The 17,543-nt window shown below is 26.9% G+C and carries 16 protein-coding genes and 1 other RNA gene; 5 read left to right on the plus strand and 12 right to left on the minus strand.

Annotated elements, in window-relative coordinates:
- Position 1: 1 nt before the first annotated feature.
- Genes ACTT9U_RS00980 through hflK form a run of 3 tightly spaced genes read right to left on the minus strand, consistent with a single transcriptional unit; the run spans position 2 to position 2,174 of the window.
- On the minus strand, positions 2 to 187 hold the full coding sequence (locus ACTT9U_RS00980) for a DUF2065 domain-containing protein (RefSeq protein ID WP_440931328.1): 186 nt from the start codon (positions 185 to 187) through the stop codon (positions 2 to 4).
- Positions 188 to 196: 9 nt separating this feature from the next.
- Complete coding sequence (gene hflC / locus ACTT9U_RS00985) at positions 197 to 1,072, minus strand: protease modulator HflC (protein ID WP_440931329.1); 876 nt, start codon at positions 1,070 to 1,072, stop codon at positions 197 to 199.
- Between the two features lies 1 nt (position 1,073).
- Positions 1,074 to 2,174 (minus strand): FtsH protease activity modulator HflK, encoded by a 1,101-nt coding sequence (gene hflK, locus ACTT9U_RS00990; RefSeq protein WP_440931330.1) that lies wholly within the window; start codon positions 2,172 to 2,174, stop codon positions 1,074 to 1,076.
- A gap of 51 nt (positions 2,175 to 2,225) precedes the next feature.
- Here hflK and ACTT9U_RS00995 point away from each other — a divergent pair, with 51 nt between their 5' ends.
- Entirely contained in the window at positions 2,226 to 3,050 is an 825-nt protein-coding gene (locus ACTT9U_RS00995) for an Mrp/NBP35 family ATP-binding protein (protein ID WP_440931331.1), read from the plus strand.
- Here ACTT9U_RS00995 and thyX read toward each other — a convergent pair.
- A complete protein-coding gene (thyX, locus tag ACTT9U_RS01000) occupies positions 3,031 to 3,978 on the minus strand; it encodes an FAD-dependent thymidylate synthase (RefSeq protein ID WP_440931332.1) in 948 nt (315 codons plus the stop codon). The genes ACTT9U_RS00995 and thyX overlap by 20 nt on opposite strands.
- A gap of 4 nt (positions 3,979 to 3,982) precedes the next feature.
- On the opposite strand from thyX, the gene ssrA reads away from it, so the two are divergent.
- Positions 3,983 to 4,281: a transfer-messenger RNA gene (gene ssrA / locus ACTT9U_RS01005) on the plus strand.
- A gap of 14 nt (positions 4,282 to 4,295) precedes the next feature.
- Here the strand turns inward: ssrA and ACTT9U_RS01010 are convergent.
- Positions 4,296 to 4,667: a phosphoribosyl-ATP diphosphatase gene (locus ACTT9U_RS01010; RefSeq protein ID WP_440931333.1), complete on the minus strand. Its 372-nt coding sequence runs from the start codon at positions 4,665 to 4,667 to the stop codon at positions 4,296 to 4,298.
- A 56-nt stretch (positions 4,668 to 4,723) separates the two neighbouring features.
- Between ACTT9U_RS01010 and fumC the strand changes: the two genes are divergently transcribed.
- Complete coding sequence (fumC, locus tag ACTT9U_RS01015) at positions 4,724 to 6,115, plus strand: class II fumarate hydratase (protein ID WP_440931334.1); 1,392 nt, start codon at positions 4,724 to 4,726, stop codon at positions 6,113 to 6,115.
- On the opposite strand, the gene ACTT9U_RS01020 is transcribed toward fumC, so the two are convergent.
- Positions 6,100 to 7,614 carry an AsmA family protein gene (locus ACTT9U_RS01020; protein ID WP_440931335.1) on the minus strand — a complete coding sequence of 505 codons (1,515 nt, stop codon included), beginning with the start codon at positions 7,612 to 7,614 and terminating at the stop codon, positions 6,100 to 6,102. The genes fumC and ACTT9U_RS01020 overlap by 16 nt on opposite strands.
- Before the next feature lie 51 nt (positions 7,615 to 7,665).
- On the opposite strand from ACTT9U_RS01020, the gene ACTT9U_RS01025 reads away from it, so the two are divergent.
- Together ACTT9U_RS01025 and ACTT9U_RS01030 are read left to right on the plus strand one after the other, a co-directional pair.
- Positions 7,666 to 9,699, plus strand: coding sequence for an ATP-dependent helicase (locus ACTT9U_RS01025; protein ID WP_440931336.1), 2,034 nt, complete (start codon positions 7,666 to 7,668; stop codon positions 9,697 to 9,699).
- Positions 9,696 to 11,390 (plus strand): M24 family metallopeptidase, encoded by a 1,695-nt coding sequence (locus ACTT9U_RS01030; protein WP_440931337.1) that lies wholly within the window; start codon positions 9,696 to 9,698, stop codon positions 11,388 to 11,390. The genes ACTT9U_RS01025 and ACTT9U_RS01030 overlap by 4 nt, the downstream gene beginning before the upstream one ends.
- Here ACTT9U_RS01030 and ligA read toward each other — a convergent pair.
- The 6 genes from ligA to ACTT9U_RS01060 form a co-directional block, all read right to left on the minus strand.
- Positions 11,382 to 13,403 (minus strand): NAD-dependent DNA ligase LigA, encoded by a 2,022-nt coding sequence (gene ligA, locus ACTT9U_RS01035; protein ID WP_440931338.1) that lies wholly within the window; start codon positions 13,401 to 13,403, stop codon positions 11,382 to 11,384. The two genes, ACTT9U_RS01030 and ligA, sit on opposite strands and share 9 nt — an antisense overlap.
- A 1-nt stretch (position 13,404) precedes the next feature.
- Positions 13,405 to 14,256 (minus strand): outer membrane protein assembly factor BamD, encoded by an 852-nt coding sequence (locus ACTT9U_RS01040; RefSeq protein WP_440931339.1) that lies wholly within the window; start codon positions 14,254 to 14,256, stop codon positions 13,405 to 13,407.
- Positions 14,257 to 14,293: 37 nt separating this feature from the next.
- Positions 14,294 to 15,214, minus strand: coding sequence for a UDP-3-O-acyl-N-acetylglucosamine deacetylase (gene lpxC / locus ACTT9U_RS01045; protein WP_440931340.1), 921 nt, complete (start codon positions 15,212 to 15,214; stop codon positions 14,294 to 14,296).
- Between the two features lie 70 nt (positions 15,215 to 15,284).
- The gene (locus ACTT9U_RS01050; RefSeq protein ID WP_440931341.1) at positions 15,285 to 15,986 is read right to left on the minus strand and encodes a hypothetical protein; all 702 of its coding nucleotides are present in this window, start codon (positions 15,984 to 15,986) and stop codon (positions 15,285 to 15,287) included.
- A complete protein-coding gene (locus ACTT9U_RS01055) occupies positions 15,976 to 16,653 on the minus strand; it encodes a cell division protein FtsQ/DivIB (RefSeq protein ID WP_440931342.1) in 678 nt (225 codons plus the stop codon). The genes ACTT9U_RS01050 and ACTT9U_RS01055 overlap by 11 nt, the downstream gene beginning before the upstream one ends.
- Positions 16,631 to 17,542 carry a D-alanine--D-alanine ligase gene (locus tag ACTT9U_RS01060; protein WP_440931343.1) on the minus strand — a complete coding sequence of 304 codons (912 nt, stop codon included), beginning with the start codon at positions 17,540 to 17,542 and terminating at the stop codon, positions 16,631 to 16,633. Before ACTT9U_RS01060 ends, ACTT9U_RS01055 begins: the two co-directional genes overlap by 23 nt.
- Between the last annotated feature and the right edge of the window lies 1 nt (position 17,543).

The raw sequence follows: 17,543 nt of genomic DNA on the forward strand, positions 1-17,543 counted from the left end.
ATTAATATTTTGTTATGTAAATTATTAGAATTCCTATAAATGCAAAAACTAATCCTCCTGTTTTAAGCTTATTATCATCTATTGTTTGCAGTTTTATTAACATAGTTTTCATTTTTGATGGAAATAAGGCATATAATAGTCCTTCAATGAATAATAAAAGACCAAAAGCTATTATTAGCTCATTCATTTTAGTTAATTACTGTTGTTGAATTTTTGGCTTTATATTTCCAAAGAATTTAAAGAACTCACTATCAGGTGATAATATTAAGGAAGTTTCTCCACCTATTAATGCTTTTTCATATGCTTGCATGGCTCTATAAAAAGCAAAAAATTCTGGGTCTTGACCGAAGGCTTCAGCAAAAATTTTATTTCTTTCACCATCACCTTCTCCTTTCATAATTTGAGACTGTTTCTCTGCATCTGCTAAAATTACTGTTACTTCTTTATCAGCTGTTGAAGTAATTGTTACAGCCATCTCAGCACCTTTTGCTCTAAATTCTTTTGCTTCTCTTTCCCTCTCAGTCTGCATTCTTCTGAAAATTGCATCACTGTTAGCTTGAGGGAGATCTGCTCGTTTAATTCTTACATCATTTATTTTTATTCCGAAATTTTGAGCTTCTCTGTTTACTCCTTCTTGAATTAAAGCCATTTGCTTTGATCTATCTTCAGATAATAAAGTTTGTAATTCCTGTTGTCCTAAGACGTTTCTTATTCTTGAGTTCAAAATAGTTGCTAGTCTTGATCTAGCTACTCTTTCATTTCCAACTGAAATGTAAAATTTAAGTGGATCTACAATTTGAAACCTGGCAAATGCATCAACTATTAGTCTTTTTTGATCTGATGCAATAACTTCCTCTGGTGGTGTATCAAGATTTAAAATTCTTTTATCTAAATAAACAACGTTTTGAATAAATGGGATTTTGAAATTTAACCCAGGTTTTGAGATAATTCTCTTTGGATCACCAAACTGTAGAACAATAGCTTGATTGACTTCCTTAACAATGAAAATAGAAAAAAATGCCAAAGCAACTAATGCTAAAATCAATCCACCTAAAATTTTCATAGCCTTCATTTTAGTTAGTCGCTTTCTTTTTTAATTCAGGTAAAGGCAAATATGGAACTACACCTGAGCCGGCATTATTTTCAATAATTACTTTATCAATGTCAGCTAAAACTTTTTCCATAGTTTCTAAATACATTCTTTCTTGCGTTACAGCTTTTGCATTTTTATATTCATTATAAATTGATAAAAATCTGCTAGCGTCACCCTCTGCTTTTGCAACAACCTCTTTTTTATAGGCCTCTGCTGCTTGTAATATTTTTGCAGCTTCCCCTCTTGCTCTTGGAATAACATCGTTTGCGTAAGCCTCTGCTTCATTTTTCGATCTTTCCATATCTGCTCTCGCAGCCTGTACATCTCTAAAAGCATCAATAACCTGATCTGGTGGATCAGCTTTCTGGGTTTGCACTTGAGTGATTTGAATACCACTGTTGTATTCATCTAAAATATTTTGAATAATTTCTTGTGTTTCAGTCTCAGTTATTGATCTTCCTTCAGTTAAAATCGGTTGAATATCAGATCTTGCAATTACCTCTCTCATTGCTGTTTCTGCTGCAGCTTTAACTGTGCCTTCAGGGTCCTGTATCTTAAATAAAAAATTTCCTGCATCTTTAATCACCCAGAAAACTGAAAAATCGATATTAACAATGTTTTCATCACCAGTTAACATCAAACTTTCCTGTGGAACATCAGCCACTCCACCACTTGAAGAAAATCCACTTTCCCTTTCAGATCTAAATCCGATATCAATTCTGTTAACTTTTGTAACTTTCGGTGTAAGCACAGATTCTACAGGGAAAGGAATGTGATAATTTAATCCTGGTTGAGTAGTTTTTACAAATTTTCCAAATCTAAGAACTACTCCTTGTTCATCAGGTAAAACTCTGTAAAGGCCACTTGCTAACCACACAAATCCTAAAATTAACAAAACTAAAATTGCTTGTTTTCCACCAGAGTTAGATCCACCAGGTAGAAAGTTTTTAATCTTATCTTGGAATTCTTTTATGATCTTATCAACGTCTGGTGGTGTTGGTCCTCTTCCAGATCCATTTCCACTTCCACCTGGAGGTGATCCCCACGGACTTCCGCCTCTTTGTTGAAAATTGTCAGACATACACTATCTATATAGTGTCTTAAATATCAAAAACAAGGTAAGAAGAAGAGTATGCCAGATAAAAAACCTGAACTAAGTGCCGCAATGAAAAGTAAAGTGGAGCCTAAAGTGTTTAAGAAAAACCCTATTTTAGGAACAAAATTTACGATCGCAATATCTAGTGCAAAAGGTGGGGTCGGAAAATCTACTTTTGCAACGAATCTTGCTTTAGCATTGAATAAAGTAGGATGTAAAGTTGGTATTTTAGATGCAGATATTTATGGACCGTCTATTCCTAAAATGTTTGATATAAATGAAAAACCAAAAAGTGATGGACAAAAACTTGATCCAATTACAAAATATAACATTCAGTGTATGTCTATTGGATTTCTTGCTGATCAACAAACTCCTATGATTTGGCGAGGACCTATGGTTACAAGTGCTATTAAAACTTTTACTCAAAAAGTTAATTGGAAAGATTTAGATTTTATAATTGTTGATATGCCTCCAGGAACGGGAGATACACAATTAACTTTCTCTCAGGAAATTCAAATGGATGGTGCAATAATTGTGTCAACTCCTCAAGAGGTTGCTCTGTTAGATGTAAAAAGAGGGATTAAAATGTTTGATAAACTTGGGGTAAAAATTTTAGGACTTGTAGACAATATGAGTTATTTTACTGGTGATGATGGAAAAAAATATTCTATCTTTGGTGAAGGTGGCGTTGAGAGAACAGCAGAGGAATTTAATAAAGAATTTTTAGGAGAAGTTCCAATAAATCCAGATGTTGGAAAATTTGGGGATAAAGGTAAACCAATAGTTGAGGAAAATCCTGAGCACGAAATTTCAAAGATATTTTTAAATTTAGCTGAAAAAATTAAATCAACTTATCTTTAAGATCAAAAGCTTCCATTAGTTCATTCCACTCTCTTTTTGATAATCCAGAGTCTTCCAATTTAATATTCTCACCTTTGATTAAATTTTGAATAACTAATTTTCCTTTTGCGGATACTTCTGTCCCTCCTACTCTATAATCCATAAATGCATCATAGGTAATGGGCACCCATTTTTTTAAAGTGTCTAACATAATATCAGCATAAACTCTTATCTCGTATTGTGCATGATGATCTGCTCTTAGTCTCAAAAAATTCATTAAATTTAAAAGATCAGTTTTCCAGTACCACTGCGTATAGGTATTCAACGTTAAATTCATTCTTGCTAATTCTCTAGCTAATCCTTTTTTATTTTCATCAATTGTTGAACCATCATATCTTTCGTTCAACATAGTTTCATAATTATCGTAAGTTCTTTCAGCATCATTTTTCAACAAATCTAAAACTTTTTGAGCTTGCTCTCCCTCTAAAACTTCACCTCTTCCTTGTCTATTACTTGTAGATTGAGCCGCAAGGTTTTCTTGAGATGGAAGATAAAATTCCTTATCTAAAATTGAATATCTTGCAGAGTATTCATTAACATTTGCAGTTCTATGCCTAATCCATTGTCGAGCAATAAATATTGGAAGTTTAATATGATATTTAATTTCACACATTTCAAATGGAGTGCTGTGCCAATGCCTCATTAAATATTTTATTAAACCTTGATCTGTCGAAACTTGCTTCGTTCCTTTTCCATAAGAAACTCTTGCCGACTGAACAATAGATGTATCATCACCCATATAATCAACTACTCTAACAAATCCATGGTCTAAAGCTGGCAGTGCTTCATATAAAATTTTTTCTAATTCAGGTGCAGTAACTCTTTTTGTTGTATTACTCTGATTTTGCTGGTTTTTTATCTCTTCTATTTGTTCTTTAGTTAATTTCATGAATGTTATTGAATCTGTTGTAATTCCTTTTATATTAATAATGTTGGTTTTCCAACTATGACGATAAACGAATTTCGTAATAACCATTGCGGACGTGGGGGCAGTACCCACCACCTCCACCAATTACAACTTATGGGGGTGAACTAGAATCGACGGGTGACTAAAGGTTGTTCTTTCGTTCGGCATTGTTCCACCGTAAAGGGCTATTTTATAATTGCTAACGAAAGTTACGCACTTGCTGCTTAATTAATTTATTAATTAAGTTACGGGGTTCGGGGCACCTGGCAACAGAACGCCCCTATTAAATTTCAATAAAATTATTTAATAAATTTATTTAAATTAGGTTTAAAGTAATTTGGTCCTTTCATTACTTTTCCAATTTCATTATAAATTGGTTTTCCATCTTCTCCTAATTTACTCATGTTAGAGTTTTGTACTTCATCAAAACATTTGTCCAAATCAATACCAAATGCATGCCCTGCTCCATAAGTCACATATAAGATATCAGTTAACGCATCAGCAACTTCTTTAATATTTTTTTCATTCATTGCTTGTTTAAGCTCATCTAACTCTTCCTCTATAAGGGAAATTCTTAGACTATTTATTTTTTCAGTACTTAGTGCGGCTTGTTGCTTTACATCCTGTCCAAAAGTTTTCATAAAAACTTTTACTTTTTCAAAGTTTGTCATTTTACTCCTATTAGAATCGATAATTTTAATATATATCTAAAAAAAATTAGTTAAAAATGAAAACTAGAAAAGAATTTGATAGCATTGGATCAATAAATGTTCCTGCGGATAAATATTGGGGTGCATCTACTGAAAGATCAAATAAATTTTTCAATATTGGAAAAATTCTCGTAAATCAATCTATAGTTAAATCTATTGCTATTATAAAAAGATCTGCTGCAATTGTTCATGGAAAAGACAATTTAATTAATAAAAGAATATCTAACACTATTGTCAAAGCAGCTGATGAGGTGATCAAAGGGAAACACGAAAAACATTTTCCTTTAAAAGTGTGGCAAACAGGTTCTGGCACACAAACAAATATGAATGTTAATGAAGTTATAGCAAACAGAGCAATTGAAATTTTAGGAGGTAAAAAAGGAACAAAAAAACCTGTTCATCCTAATGATCATGTGAATAAATCTCAGTCTACAAATGATGTTTTTCCAACTGCAATTCATATTTCAGTGGCTGAGGAAACGAAAAAAAAACTCTTACCATCTTTAAAAATTTTAGAGAAGGAACTAAGAAAAAAAACAAAAGAATTTAAAGATATTGTTAAAATTGGAAGAACTCATTTACAAGATGCAACTCCATTATCTTTAGGACAAGAGTTTTCTGGTTATTATGAACAAATCAAAAAAAGTATAGTTAGAATTGAAATTGCACTGAAAGAAATTTATTTTTTAGCTCAAGGCGGTACAGCAGTGGGAACTGGAATTAACTCTAAAAAAAACTTCGACAAAAAAATCGTAAAAGAAATAGCCAAATTTACAAAGTTGCCTTTTAAACCTGCTCAAAATAAATTTTCTGAACTTGCAGCTCACGATGCAGTTGTGAATTTTTCTGGTGCTTTGAATGCTTGTGCAGTTGCATTAATGAAGATCTCAAATGATATTAGATTTTTAGGTTCTGGACCAAGAGCAGGATATGGAGAATTATTGTTACCTGAGAATGAACCGGGCTCATCTATAATGCCGGGAAAAGTTAACCCAACTCAATGTGAGGCTGTAACGATGGTTTGTGTGAAAGTAATTGGTAACCATACAGGTATAACTGTAGCTGGAACACACGGTCATTTTGAACTTAATGTCTTCAAACCTATGATTGCACACAATATACTTCAATCAATAGATATATTAGCTGATAGTGTTAAGAACTTTTCAATATTTTGTGTTAGAGGAATTAAAGCAAACAAAGATAAAATCAAACAACACTTGGACAATTCTTTAATGTTGGTCACAGCGCTTGCTCCTAAGATTGGTTATGATAATGCTGCAAAAATTGCAAAAACTGCATTAAAAAATAATACCACTTTAAAACATGAAACTTTAAAAACTAGGCTAATCTCGAATTCTGAATATGACAAAATTGTAAATCCAAAAAAGATGATTTACCCGTCTGAATAAACTTGAAATAAATTATTTATAAATTTTTTAAATTCAATTTTATTTTTTAAAAAGTCGTTTTCTTCATTATAACTAATTAAAGATTTATTTAATTTTTCATTAGACTTATTATCGACTTTAATTTTTTTAAAATTTATTTTTCTTTCAATAAAAGAATAGTCCAATAAAACTTCAAATGATGAAAATTGAGCTCTATTTTTTTTTGGTGTTTGATAATTTCTATATATAGAATTTAGATCTTTAACTTGAAATATAAGTTTGCAATCAAGGATCACATCATTATTTCTAAAACTCAATACACTATCATCCATAGTTATAGTTATATTTTCATCATATTGAAAACTAGTATTATTTAGATCAATTACTCCTTGTAGTGAATTTAGTTTAATTGTTATATCTTTAATTGATGAATATTTTTTAAGTTTGTTTGCTGAAATAGATAAATCATAATTTAATCTTTCATCATTCAGTATCTGTGTTTTTAAAACTTCGACTGTTAAAGAATTATTATTAAAAAGATCTTTTAAACTCAGCTGATTTAAAAAGACCAGTAAATTTAAATAAAATGGTTTTAAATTTGTTACACCTTTGAAATGAAAATCTTCATCAAAATCTTGTTGATTTGTTTTATTAGTAAATACCTTTAATGAGTCATGTTTGTGTGAAAATACAAATTGGTTTTTTTCTAATTGATAATTAACTGGTAAATTAATGTTAGCTAAATCAATATCTATAAATCCGTTATTTTCTTTTATAGATGATGCTCCCTCAATAGTTAAATCTAACTGATCAAAATTAGATTTAAAATTTAGTTTTTCAAAATTATTACTATAAAAAAATTCAGAATTATTTGATATATTAAATAATTCAATATCATTTTTAAAATTATTTCTTTGATTTTTTTTATCATAATAAAAAATGGCTTTATTTAATTTCTTTATAAATAAAGTTTCTTTTTTAATACTTTGAAAAAAAATTTCAGTATTTCTAATGATTAAGTCTTTATTTGATAAGTTTCCTTTTAAAAAATAATCAAAAAAAATTACATCTTTGTGATCCAAATAAAGTTCTGAATTTTCGAGAATTATCCTCTTAATTTTTATACTTTTAATATCAAGTAGGTCTTTTAAGGAAACTAATAATCTTAAATCTTGAATATTTCCAAAATTATTTTCATCTTTAAAAATATTTACATCTTTAAAATGAAAGTGAGGTTTTGGAAAAATTTTATAACTAACTTCAGTATCTAATTCAAAATCTACTTTAAAATTTTGATTTAAACTTTCTTTGAATTTATATTTAATAATTTCCTTATCAATTATTCCTGGAATAGAAATATAAAGTATGGGTAATAAAACAAATAAAAAAATTATTACATAAATCTTGTCTATTGCTTTTTGTTTTACAGAGTTAAAATTTATTCTTCTAGGATTTATCTTTTCTAATAGATTTTCAAAAAATAAATTCGAATTATCAATATATTTTCTAATTTTTTTCATGTTAAAATTAGCATGTTGTATTAAATCAAAAACATAATATTTAAATAGTAAATGTTAGAATCAAGTCATTTAAAAAACCTTAATGATGCTCAAAAAGAAGCTGTTTTACACTCTGATGGACCTTTGCTTATTGTAGCTGGTGCAGGTTCTGGAAAAACTAAAGTTTTAACCTCAAGAATTTCCAATTTAATAAAGCAAAAAAAAGCATTCCCAAATCAAATATTAGCTGTGACTTTTACAAATAAGGCAGCTAGAGAAATGCAATATAGAGTGAGCAAATTATTAAAAACAGAAGCTACAAGTTTACCATGGCTTGGAACATTTCATTCAATTTGCGCAAAGCTTTTGAGAAAACATGCGAAAGCAGCAAATTTAAATTATAATTTTACTATCGTTGATACAGACGATCAGATGAGATTAATCAAAAATATTTGTAAAGCAGAAAACATAGATACTAAACAACTTTCACCTAAATTCATATTAGGGATAATTGATAAATGGAAAAATAAAGGTCTATATCCAAATGAGGTTGAAATTAATAACAAAGATATTTATGAAAAAACATCACTCCCTTTATATAAAATTTATCAACAAAAATTGATTGAACTAAATTCATGTGATTTTGGTGATTTAATTCTTCATACAGTAAAAATTCTTGAGACGAATAAAGATATTAGAGAAATATATACTAGAAACTTCAAATATATTTTAGTTGATGAATACCAAGATACAAATTTTATACAAAATAGATGGCTTAATCTTCTAGTAAATGAAGATAAAAATATTTGTTGTGTCGGTGATGATGATCAATCCATTTACAGTTGGAGAGGAGCTGAAATCAAAAATTTTTTAGAATTTGACAAAGTTTATGAAAATACAAAAGTGATAAGGTTAGAGGAAAATTATAGATCCACTCAAAATATACTTAATGTTGCCTCATCACTCATTTCTAATAACCAAAATAGAGTTGGAAAAAATTTAAAATCCACAAATGATGAAGGCGAATTAATAAAACTAAACTGTTTTAAAAGTGGTAAGGAAGAAGCTATTGGTATTTCAGATGAAATAGAACAAAATTTGAAGAAAAAATTTTCTTACAATAATATTTCAATTTTAGTAAGAGCGATATTTCAAACTAGAGAATTTGAAGAACGATTTTTAAAAATTGGACTACCATACAGAATTATAGGTGGAACAAAATTTTATGAAAGAGCAGAAATTAAAGACTGCATCGCCTATTTACGAATTGTTTTCCAAGATAAAGATGATCTTGCTTTTGAAAGAATTGTAAATAACCCCAAAAGAGCAATTGGCGATAGTACGATCAAACAAATTCATGAAAACTCAAAAAAAAATATTATATGTTTGGAAAAATCATCAAAACAATTAATTGAAATGAATTTAATTAAACCAAAGACAAAAATTGGATTAAGTTCATTTTTATCTTTATTAGAAAAATGGCGGTATGATTTATTTATCAAAAAGATTAATCACGTAAAACTTCTACAGAATATTTTAGATGAGTCTGGCTATTCAGCGATGCTTAAAAACAAAAAAGATTTAGAAAATGAAAATAGATTAGAAAACATTAAAGAACTCTTAAGTGCCATGAAAGAGTTTGATAACCTTGAAAGTTTTTTAGAACATGTTTCTCTTGCAACTTCAATTGATCAAGATTGGGAGGGTGAAAAAATTAATATGATGACTATGCATGCAGCTAAAGGATTGGAATTTGATGTTGTTTTTCTTCCTGGTTGGGAAGAAGGATTATTTCCTCACCAAAAATCAATTGAGGAAAAAGGACAAAATGGATTAGAAGAAGAAAGACGTTTAGCATACGTTGGTATTACAAGAGCAAAAAAAATTGCAAATATTTCATTCTCAATGAACAGATTCTATCAAGGAGACTGGATGGACAGTCTAGCTTCAAGATTTATTGATGAATTACCAAGCGATTATGTTGAAAAAAATAATCTAAATGAACAAGATTTTATTCAGGAAGATGATTTTGAATTTAATCAAGATTTAGAGGATGATGATTATCGAAGTCCCGGTTGGTTACGATATCAAAAAAGGATTAAATGATGTTAAATAAAATTTCAAAATTAAAAAATTTATTTTTACAGCATCAAATTGATGGTTATGTAATTCCAAAAAATGATGAATTTTTTTCAGAATTTGATCGATTTGACAGATTAAATAAAATTTCAAATTTTAGTGGTTCGGCTGGATTAGCAATTATTACAAAAAAAGATAATTACTTATTTGTAGATGGGAGATACACAATACAAGCAAAAAATCAATCTGGTAAAATTTTTAAGATTTTAGATATTACAACAAGTCCACCCTCAAAAGTTTTAAAAGAACTTAAATTAGGCTTAGACTCTAAGCTTTTTACAAAAAAAAAAATAAATAGATTGTTTTCTAAAACAACTAAAATTAAAGAAATTGAAGATAACTTAATTGATAAAATTATAAAAATTAAATTAAAGGAAAATAAAGAATTTTTTAGTTTACCTACAAATGCTACGGGAGAAACGAAGTATTCAAAAATTAATAAAGTTACAAATTTTTTAAAAAAAACAAAAGCAGATTATCTTTTTGTTACAGCACCAGAGAATATTGCATGGCTTTTAAATATAAGAGGTGAAGACAATCCAAATTCTCCAATACCAAACAGCCATTTAATAATAACAAAAAACAAAAAAATTTTTTTATTTGCTGATAAAAATAAGGTTAAAAATATTTTAAAGAATAATACAATTAATAAAAATCAATTTGCTCAAGTTGAAGAAATTAAATCGTACTTAGATAAACTTGATAAAAAAACTTTTGTAATAGACTCAAATACTTGCTCACTTTTTTATGAAAATTTAATCCAAAAAAAATTTAAAATTTTGAGAAAAGAAGATCCCATTTATGCTTTAAAAGCAATTAAAAATTCAACTGAAATAAATCATATGATTGAATGTCATAATGAAGATGGTTTAGCGTTAACTAGATTTATCTACTGGATTAAACATAATAAAAAAAAAATTAATGAAGTTGATGCAGAAAAAAAATTAGAAAATTTTAGAAAAAAAAGTAACAAATATCTTTATCCTAGTTTTAATACCATTGCAGGGACTGGTAAAAATGGAGCTATAGTTCATTATAGAGCGAATCCAAAAAATTGTAGATGGTTAAGTAAAAAAGAAGTTTTTCTTTTTGATTCAGGTGGCCAATACAAATATGGAACTACAGATGTAACAAGAACAATTTGTTTTGAAAAACCAACTTTAAAAATTAAAGATGCTTTCACTAGAGTATTAAAAGGTCATATTGCTGTTTATCAGAGCAATTTAAAAAAATATGATATTGGAAAAAAAATTGATGTGAGAGCTAGAAAATATTTAAAAGAAAAAGGGTTAGATTATGCTCATGGAACTGGGCATGGTGTTGGTTTCTTTTTAAATGTTCACGAAGGTCCACAATCAATATCTAAATTTAACAAAGTGAAACTAAAAGAAGGAATGATTATTAGTAATGAACCTGGTTACTATCTAGAAAAAGAATTTGGAATAAGAATTGAAAATCTAATTTATATAAAAAAAAAAGGAAAAGATTTAAAATTTGAAAATTTGACTTTTGCACCGATTGATACAGATTTAATAAATTTTAGTTTATTAAACAAAAGTGAAAAAAATTATTTATTTAAATATCACCTTGATATTTACTCTAAATATTCGAAATACCTTAATAAAAAAGAAAAAAATTGGTTAGCAAGTTTAATCTAGCATTTTTTTAAACTCATCTTGAGTAATAACTTTAATCTTCAAATCTTGTGCTAAATTAATTTTTTTTGGTGTTGGTTTTTCACCAATTATTAAAAAATCTAATTTTTTATTTACATTACTCAAAATTTTACCTGAATTATTTTCAATTAATGATTTTGCTTCTGATCTGCTTATTCCAGATAACTTACCTGTAATTAGGAAACTTTTGTTATTAAGTTTTCCACTATTTATTTTAGATTTATTTTTATTAATTTTGAGTACTTTTTTTAACTGTTCTAAAATTTTAACATTTGTATTATTCTTAAAAAATAATTCTAATGAATTAATCTGAGTTTGACCTATTCCATCAAGATTTAAAAGTTCATCTATTTTATTTTCTTTTGATAAATCAAAAAATTTATTAGGTAATTTTAAATAAGTTGAAATTAATTTTGAATTTTCTAGGCCAATATGTCTTATTCCAAGAGAAAATACAAACCTATCAAAATCAATATTTCTTTTTAAATCAATTGAATATTTCAAATTAGCTACTGATAGATTCCCCCATCCTTCTAAATTTTTAATTATATCATAATTTAAGTTAAAAATATCTTGAGGATATCTTATTATTTTTTTATACCAAAAATCTTCTATAATTTTTTTTCCTAGTCCATCGATATTGAATGCTTCTTTTGAAACAAAATGTTTGAGTTTTTCTATCGACATTTTTTCACATTCAAATCCTTGACTTGTGCATCTTCTTACTGCATCTTTTTTTTTTGTTGTTGCATTAAATTCTTTTACTGTTTCAGAACCACATGAAGGACATTTTTCTGGAAATTCAAATTTTATAGAATTATCTGGTCTTTTGTTTAAATCTACAGATACAACGTGTGGTATAACATCTCCTGCTCTCTCTACCAATACAGTGTCATTTACCCTAATATCTTTACGATTAATCTCATCCTCATTGTGTAGTGTTGCATTTGATACAACTACCCCTCCAATATTTACAGGTTTAATTTTAGCAACAGGTGTTAAAGCTCCTGTTCTTCCTATTTGAATATCAATATTCATTATTTTGGAAGTTGCGCTATTAGCCGCAAACTTATGGGCAATAGCCCATCTCGGCGCATTTGCTACAAAACCTAATCTGCTCTGTAATTTAAAGTTATTAACTTTATATACTAGACCATCTATATCAAATTCTATTTCTGATCTCTCTTTTTCTAAAAGTTTATGATTAGACATTAAATTTTTTACGCCAGAAATTTTTTTATTATATGGGTTTGTTTTAAATCCCCACTTATCTAATTGTTTTATAAAATCAGTTTGTGTTTCTGATGATAAACCATCTTCATAACCGTAAGTGTAAGCAATAAATTTCAAAGGTATTTTAGAAGTTACTTTTGAATCTTTTTGTCTTAGAGAACCTGAGGCAGCATTTCTTGGATTAGCAAACTTTGAACTTAATTTTTTAAAATCATTATTTTTTATGAATACTTCTCCTCGAATATCAATTTCTTTAGGAAAATCTTTTGAATTTATTTGTTTTGGAATATCATCAATTGTTATTAAGTTGTCTGTTATATCTTCTCCCTCATTACCATCACCTCTAGACAACCCTTTAATTAGCTTACCATTAATATATGTTAGAGATGCTGAAATACCGTCTATTTTTGGTTCAGTTGAATACTCAATTTTAAAATCATTAGCTAGATCTAAATAATTTTTAATTTTTTTTTCAAAGTTAACTAAGTCTTCTTCACTAAAAGCATTAGATAAAGATAACATTGGAACTTTATGTTTTACTTTTTTAAAATTTTTTGAGGGTTTATATCCAACAGTAAAATTTGGAGAATCCTTGCTTTTAAGAAAAATATTTTTTTTCTCTAATTCAAGTATTTCTTTTTTTAAATTATCAAATTCCTGATCTGTTACTTCAGGATTACTTTTGTCATAATAACTTTTGCTATACTTTTTGTATAATTTTATTTTTTTTTTATAAGTTTCTTCAATTATTTTTTTTGTCATTCTATTCAAAAAGAGACTTAAATTTATCAATAATTGTTCTTTTATCTTTATCTTTTTCTTTTTGAAATTCTTTGTTAACTAGTGAATAGTCTTGATTAAAGACTTTGTAAGATTTTTCGTACCACTTACTAGATTTATAATTATATCCCAACAAAATAGCATATTTTTTAGACTCTTCCTCAAGACCTAAATAAAAATTTATTTCAACCAGTCTATGAATTGCTTCATCAATAAATACAGTATCATCATAATTTTCTAAAACATTTTTAAATCTATTTATTGCAGCAATCCATTTTTTTTTCTTAATGTAATGTCTTCCAATATACATCTCTTTTTGAGCTAAAATATTAGCAATTAAATCTAATTTAAATTTAGCATCTATTCCAAAAGATGAATTTGGATATTCATTTAAAACTTTTTCAAACCATTCTTTTGATGATATTAAAGGTCCAATATCTCTTTTTTCATCTTCAATTAATTGATAATAATTCATTGCTATTAAGTAGTTAGCATATGAATGATTTTTATCCTTTGGATAAGTTTTTAAATATCTCTCTAAATTTGAAATTGACTCTGCATAGAAACCATTAAGATAATACATATATGATGCCATCACTACAGACTTAGGTGCCCATATTGATTGTGGAAATAAAAGTTCTGCTTCTAAAAATTTTTTACTTGAGAAAAATAAATCACCATTTTTATATGCTTCCATAGCTTCTTTGTAAGCAGTAATCATTTCTTCATCTTGATTTGTTTCTTTCAAAACTGAAATTTCTTTTTCTTCTTTTGCACAAGAAACAAGAATTAATAAAAAAAGTAAAATTAATTGAAGTTTTTTAATAAACACCATGATTGATTATTAGCAGATTATTTATTAAAAAAAATAGTTATGCTATGGACTTTAAGTATTGTTTGCCAAATATAGCATTTGGGAGATTTTTTTCATTTATCTCTACTAATGAGAAATTGTCATTTTTTTCAAAAACCTTTCTCATTAAATCATTAGTTAATTTATGACCACCTTGCGAACATTTTATTTTCCCAATAATTCTATACCCTGATAAATATATATCTCCCATACAATCTAAAATTTTGTGATTAACAAATTCTTTTTTATTTCTTAAACCACTCTCATTTAATATTTTATCATCCTTTACTACAATAGCATTGTCTAATGAACCACCTTTTGCTAGGCCAATCTTTCTAAGTTTTTCAATATCCTCGAATAGACAAAAAGTTCTTGAATTAAAAACATCGGTCAATTCATCTTCATAAATTTGAAATTTATTTTTTTGATTTCCAATTAATTTATTTTCATACACTAATTCAAAATCTATCTCTAAATTAACCTTGCTTGGTTCAATAGAAATACTTTTATTTCCATCTTTAAAATCAATTTTATTATTTATTCTAATAACCTTAATTGGTGTATTGCTTATTTCTAATCCAACTTTTAATATTTCTTCTACAAAAACTTTTGCAGAACCATCAAGAATTGGAACTTCTTCACTGTCTAGTTCTATGATCGCATTATCAACACCTAGTCCAAATAGAGCTCCCATTAAATGTTCTAAAGTTGAAATTTTAACTCCATATTCATTTGAAATTGTCGTACATAAAACTGCACTACTAACATTATTCACATGAGGAATAACTTCATTATTATTTTTTAAATCTGTTCTTATAAATATGATGCCTGTATTGGGTTTTGCTGGTTTAATATTTAAATTTGCAATTTTACCTGAGTGTAAACCTACACCTGTTAATTGTATTTTTTTTTTAACTGTTTTTTGCTTGTGAAGAGACATTATAGATAACGTTTTATAATCTAAGCGTTAACGTTTAAACTCAACAAATATTACAAATAAATACTCAGAGTTAATCAAATAAATGGAATAATTTTTCAAAAAAACCCAACTTTTCTCTATTTTTTTGAACCATAAAGACCTGATTTTCATCAAAATCGTAATATAAATTTGAAGCTGCAGCGTTTAAATCCTCTTCATCATTATTATTTGGAATTAAATTTAAAGATTTAACGGAAAATAATTTTTCGACATCAATCTGAAGCAATGATAGTTTTGATCTAATTTTCTTTTCTAATTCTTTTTTAATTATCTCAAATTTGACTTCTAAACATAAAATTTCACCATTCTGTATTTCATTAAAATTTTGATAATTTTTGCCATCAACACTGAAATTATTTATTCTAATATAGTTAATTAAAAAATTTTCATTATTTTCTTGAACAATCTTTTTTAACTCGAAAATCGTATTTTCAATGTCCTCTTTTTCAATTTTATCATTCACTAACTTTTTTTTAATTGATGCCCTAATTTCTTTAGAATGATCTTTATCCACAATAATATTTACATTTTTAATAAAAGATTGACTTTCTTTCTCAAACTCTAAAATTATTTCTTCAATAAATGAGACTGAATCCTTATCACTAATTAGATCATCTTTTTTTTGTAAAAAATCTTTTTTTAATAGAAGATTATTTTTTCCTTTATAAAAAGAAATTGAAACTTGTTTTTCCCCAAAATAAATAAAAGTTACAATTTTATTTTCAGAAGTCATTAATAATCAATTGATTCTTTATTCTCATATCGAATATTTTTTTTCCTAAAAAATATTCTGACTGTGAAATTTTATGATAATTGTTTAAAACAATGACAGAATAATTTATTGGAAGTTTTAGTATATTTCCATTTTTAAATTCTATATCCCATCTTGTGGATGGAAAAAAATACAAATTATTTATATCAGTAAATTTTAAACTTGAATTAACTATTTTTTTATGAAGTTTTATAAAATCTTCAACTGATGATTTTCCAAATATAAACGGCAAAATCTTATCAACTTCATCTGTTTGAATTAACTTTTTATTAGAACCAATAAAATAAAATTTTCCATCTATATTAATATTGGCTAAAAATTTTGTTTTATTTATTTTTATCTTTAGTTCAGATGGATATATTTTTGATACTTTAAAAGTTTCTACAAGTTTATTTTTTTCAATTAAATTTTTTATACTTTTTTTTTCAATATTAAAAATATTTGAAAATTTATATATTTCAAGATCCTGCAATAATTTATTTTTATTAAGTGTATCTAGTCCATTTAAAGAAATATCATTAATTTCAAATAAATTATCTATTTTGAAATATTGATTATTTAGTGTTCCCAAAAAAATAAACAATATAATATAAAATTTTAAACTCTTATCTTTTGATTGAGGCATCATTCAACATCCAATCAAGTAAATCAAAAAAACTAATTCCTTTGTAAGCTGCTATCTCAGGGACTAAGGATAATTTAGTCATGCCTGGTTGTGTATTTATCTCTAAGAGATAAAATTTATTTTGAAAAAATTTAAAGTCAGATCTTGTTATACCCCTACATCCAATTAAATTATGTGCCCTAAGAGAAATATTTAAAACTTTGTTTAAGTTTTTTTTTGATAATTTAACTGGAATAATATGTTCTGTTTTTGCATTTTTTTTATATTTTGCAGTGTAATCATAAAATTTTCTTTTAGGTTTTAATTCTATGGCTCCTAATTTTTTATTCCCCATTATTGCAACTTGAATTTCTCTTCCACTGATAAATTCTTCTATAATTATTTTTTTATATGATTGTAAAAAATTTACTTTGGTTAAAAAATTTTTTTTTGAACAGATAAAAACATTAACACTTGATCCTTCATTTATGGGTTTAACAACAACCGGAAATTTTAGTTTTTTTTCAACATCTTTTACTAACTGTTTCTTGTCTGTATTGTAGGTATAATATAAATATTTTGGAGTTAGAATTTTGTTTTTTAAAAAAATTTTCTTTGAAATATATTTATCCATCGCGATTGCAGAAGCAATAACTCCAGAGTGAGTGTAGGGTATTTTAAAACTCTCAATAATACTCTGAATGTATCCATCTTCCCCAAACTGTCCATGCAAAGCATTAAATATTTTATGAGGTTTAAATTTTTTAATTTCTTTTTCTAAATTATGATCTGGTTCACAAACTTTAACAGAATATTTTTTTTTCAACTCTTTTGCAACTTGGCTGCCGGTATCTAGGCTAATGGCTCGTTCTTTTGAAATTCCACCTGATATAATTAAAATTCGTTTTTTCAAT

It is taken from the genome of Candidatus Pelagibacter sp., assembly GCF_052049975.1.
In the GTDB taxonomy this organism is placed as follows: Bacteria; Pseudomonadota; Alphaproteobacteria; order Pelagibacterales; family Pelagibacteraceae; genus Pelagibacter.

What these genes read in the sequence shown, in the direction of transcription:
- ACTT9U_RS00980 (WP_440931328.1), bottom strand. Translation starts at nt 187, where the DNA reads ATGAATGAGCTAATAATAGCTTTTGGTCTTTTATTATTCATTGAAGGA.
- hflC (WP_440931329.1), bottom strand. Translation starts at nt 1,072, where the DNA reads ATGAAGGCTATGAAAATTTTAGGTGGATTGATTTTAGCATTAGTTGCT.
- hflK (WP_440931330.1), bottom strand. Translation starts at nt 2,174, where the DNA reads ATGTCTGACAATTTTCAACAAAGAGGCGGAAGTCCGTGGGGATCACCT.
- ACTT9U_RS00995 (WP_440931331.1), top strand. Translation starts at nt 2,226, where the DNA reads ATGCCAGATAAAAAACCTGAACTAAGTGCCGCAATGAAAAGTAAAGTG.
- thyX (WP_440931332.1), bottom strand. Translation starts at nt 3,978, where the DNA reads ATGAAATTAACTAAAGAACAAATAGAAGAGATAAAAAACCAGCAAAAT.
- ACTT9U_RS01010 (WP_440931333.1), bottom strand. Translation starts at nt 4,667, where the DNA reads ATGACAAACTTTGAAAAAGTAAAAGTTTTTATGAAAACTTTTGGACAG.
- fumC (WP_440931334.1), top strand. Translation starts at nt 4,724, where the DNA reads ATGAAAACTAGAAAAGAATTTGATAGCATTGGATCAATAAATGTTCCT.
- ACTT9U_RS01020 (WP_440931335.1), bottom strand. Translation starts at nt 7,614, where the DNA reads ATGAAAAAAATTAGAAAATATATTGATAATTCGAATTTATTTTTTGAA.
- ACTT9U_RS01025 (WP_440931336.1), top strand. Translation starts at nt 7,666, where the DNA reads ATGTTAGAATCAAGTCATTTAAAAAACCTTAATGATGCTCAAAAAGAA.
- ACTT9U_RS01030 (WP_440931337.1), top strand. Translation starts at nt 9,696, where the DNA reads ATGATGTTAAATAAAATTTCAAAATTAAAAAATTTATTTTTACAGCAT.
- ligA (WP_440931338.1), bottom strand. Translation starts at nt 13,403, where the DNA reads ATGACAAAAAAAATAATTGAAGAAACTTATAAAAAAAAAATAAAATTA.
- ACTT9U_RS01040 (WP_440931339.1), bottom strand. Translation starts at nt 14,256, where the DNA reads ATGGTGTTTATTAAAAAACTTCAATTAATTTTACTTTTTTTATTAATT.
- lpxC (WP_440931340.1), bottom strand. Translation starts at nt 15,214, where the DNA reads ATGTCTCTTCACAAGCAAAAAACAGTTAAAAAAAAAATACAATTAACA.
- ACTT9U_RS01050 (WP_440931341.1), bottom strand. Translation starts at nt 15,986, where the DNA reads ATGACTTCTGAAAATAAAATTGTAACTTTTATTTATTTTGGGGAAAAA.
- ACTT9U_RS01055 (WP_440931342.1), bottom strand. Translation starts at nt 16,653, where the DNA reads ATGATGCCTCAATCAAAAGATAAGAGTTTAAAATTTTATATTATATTG.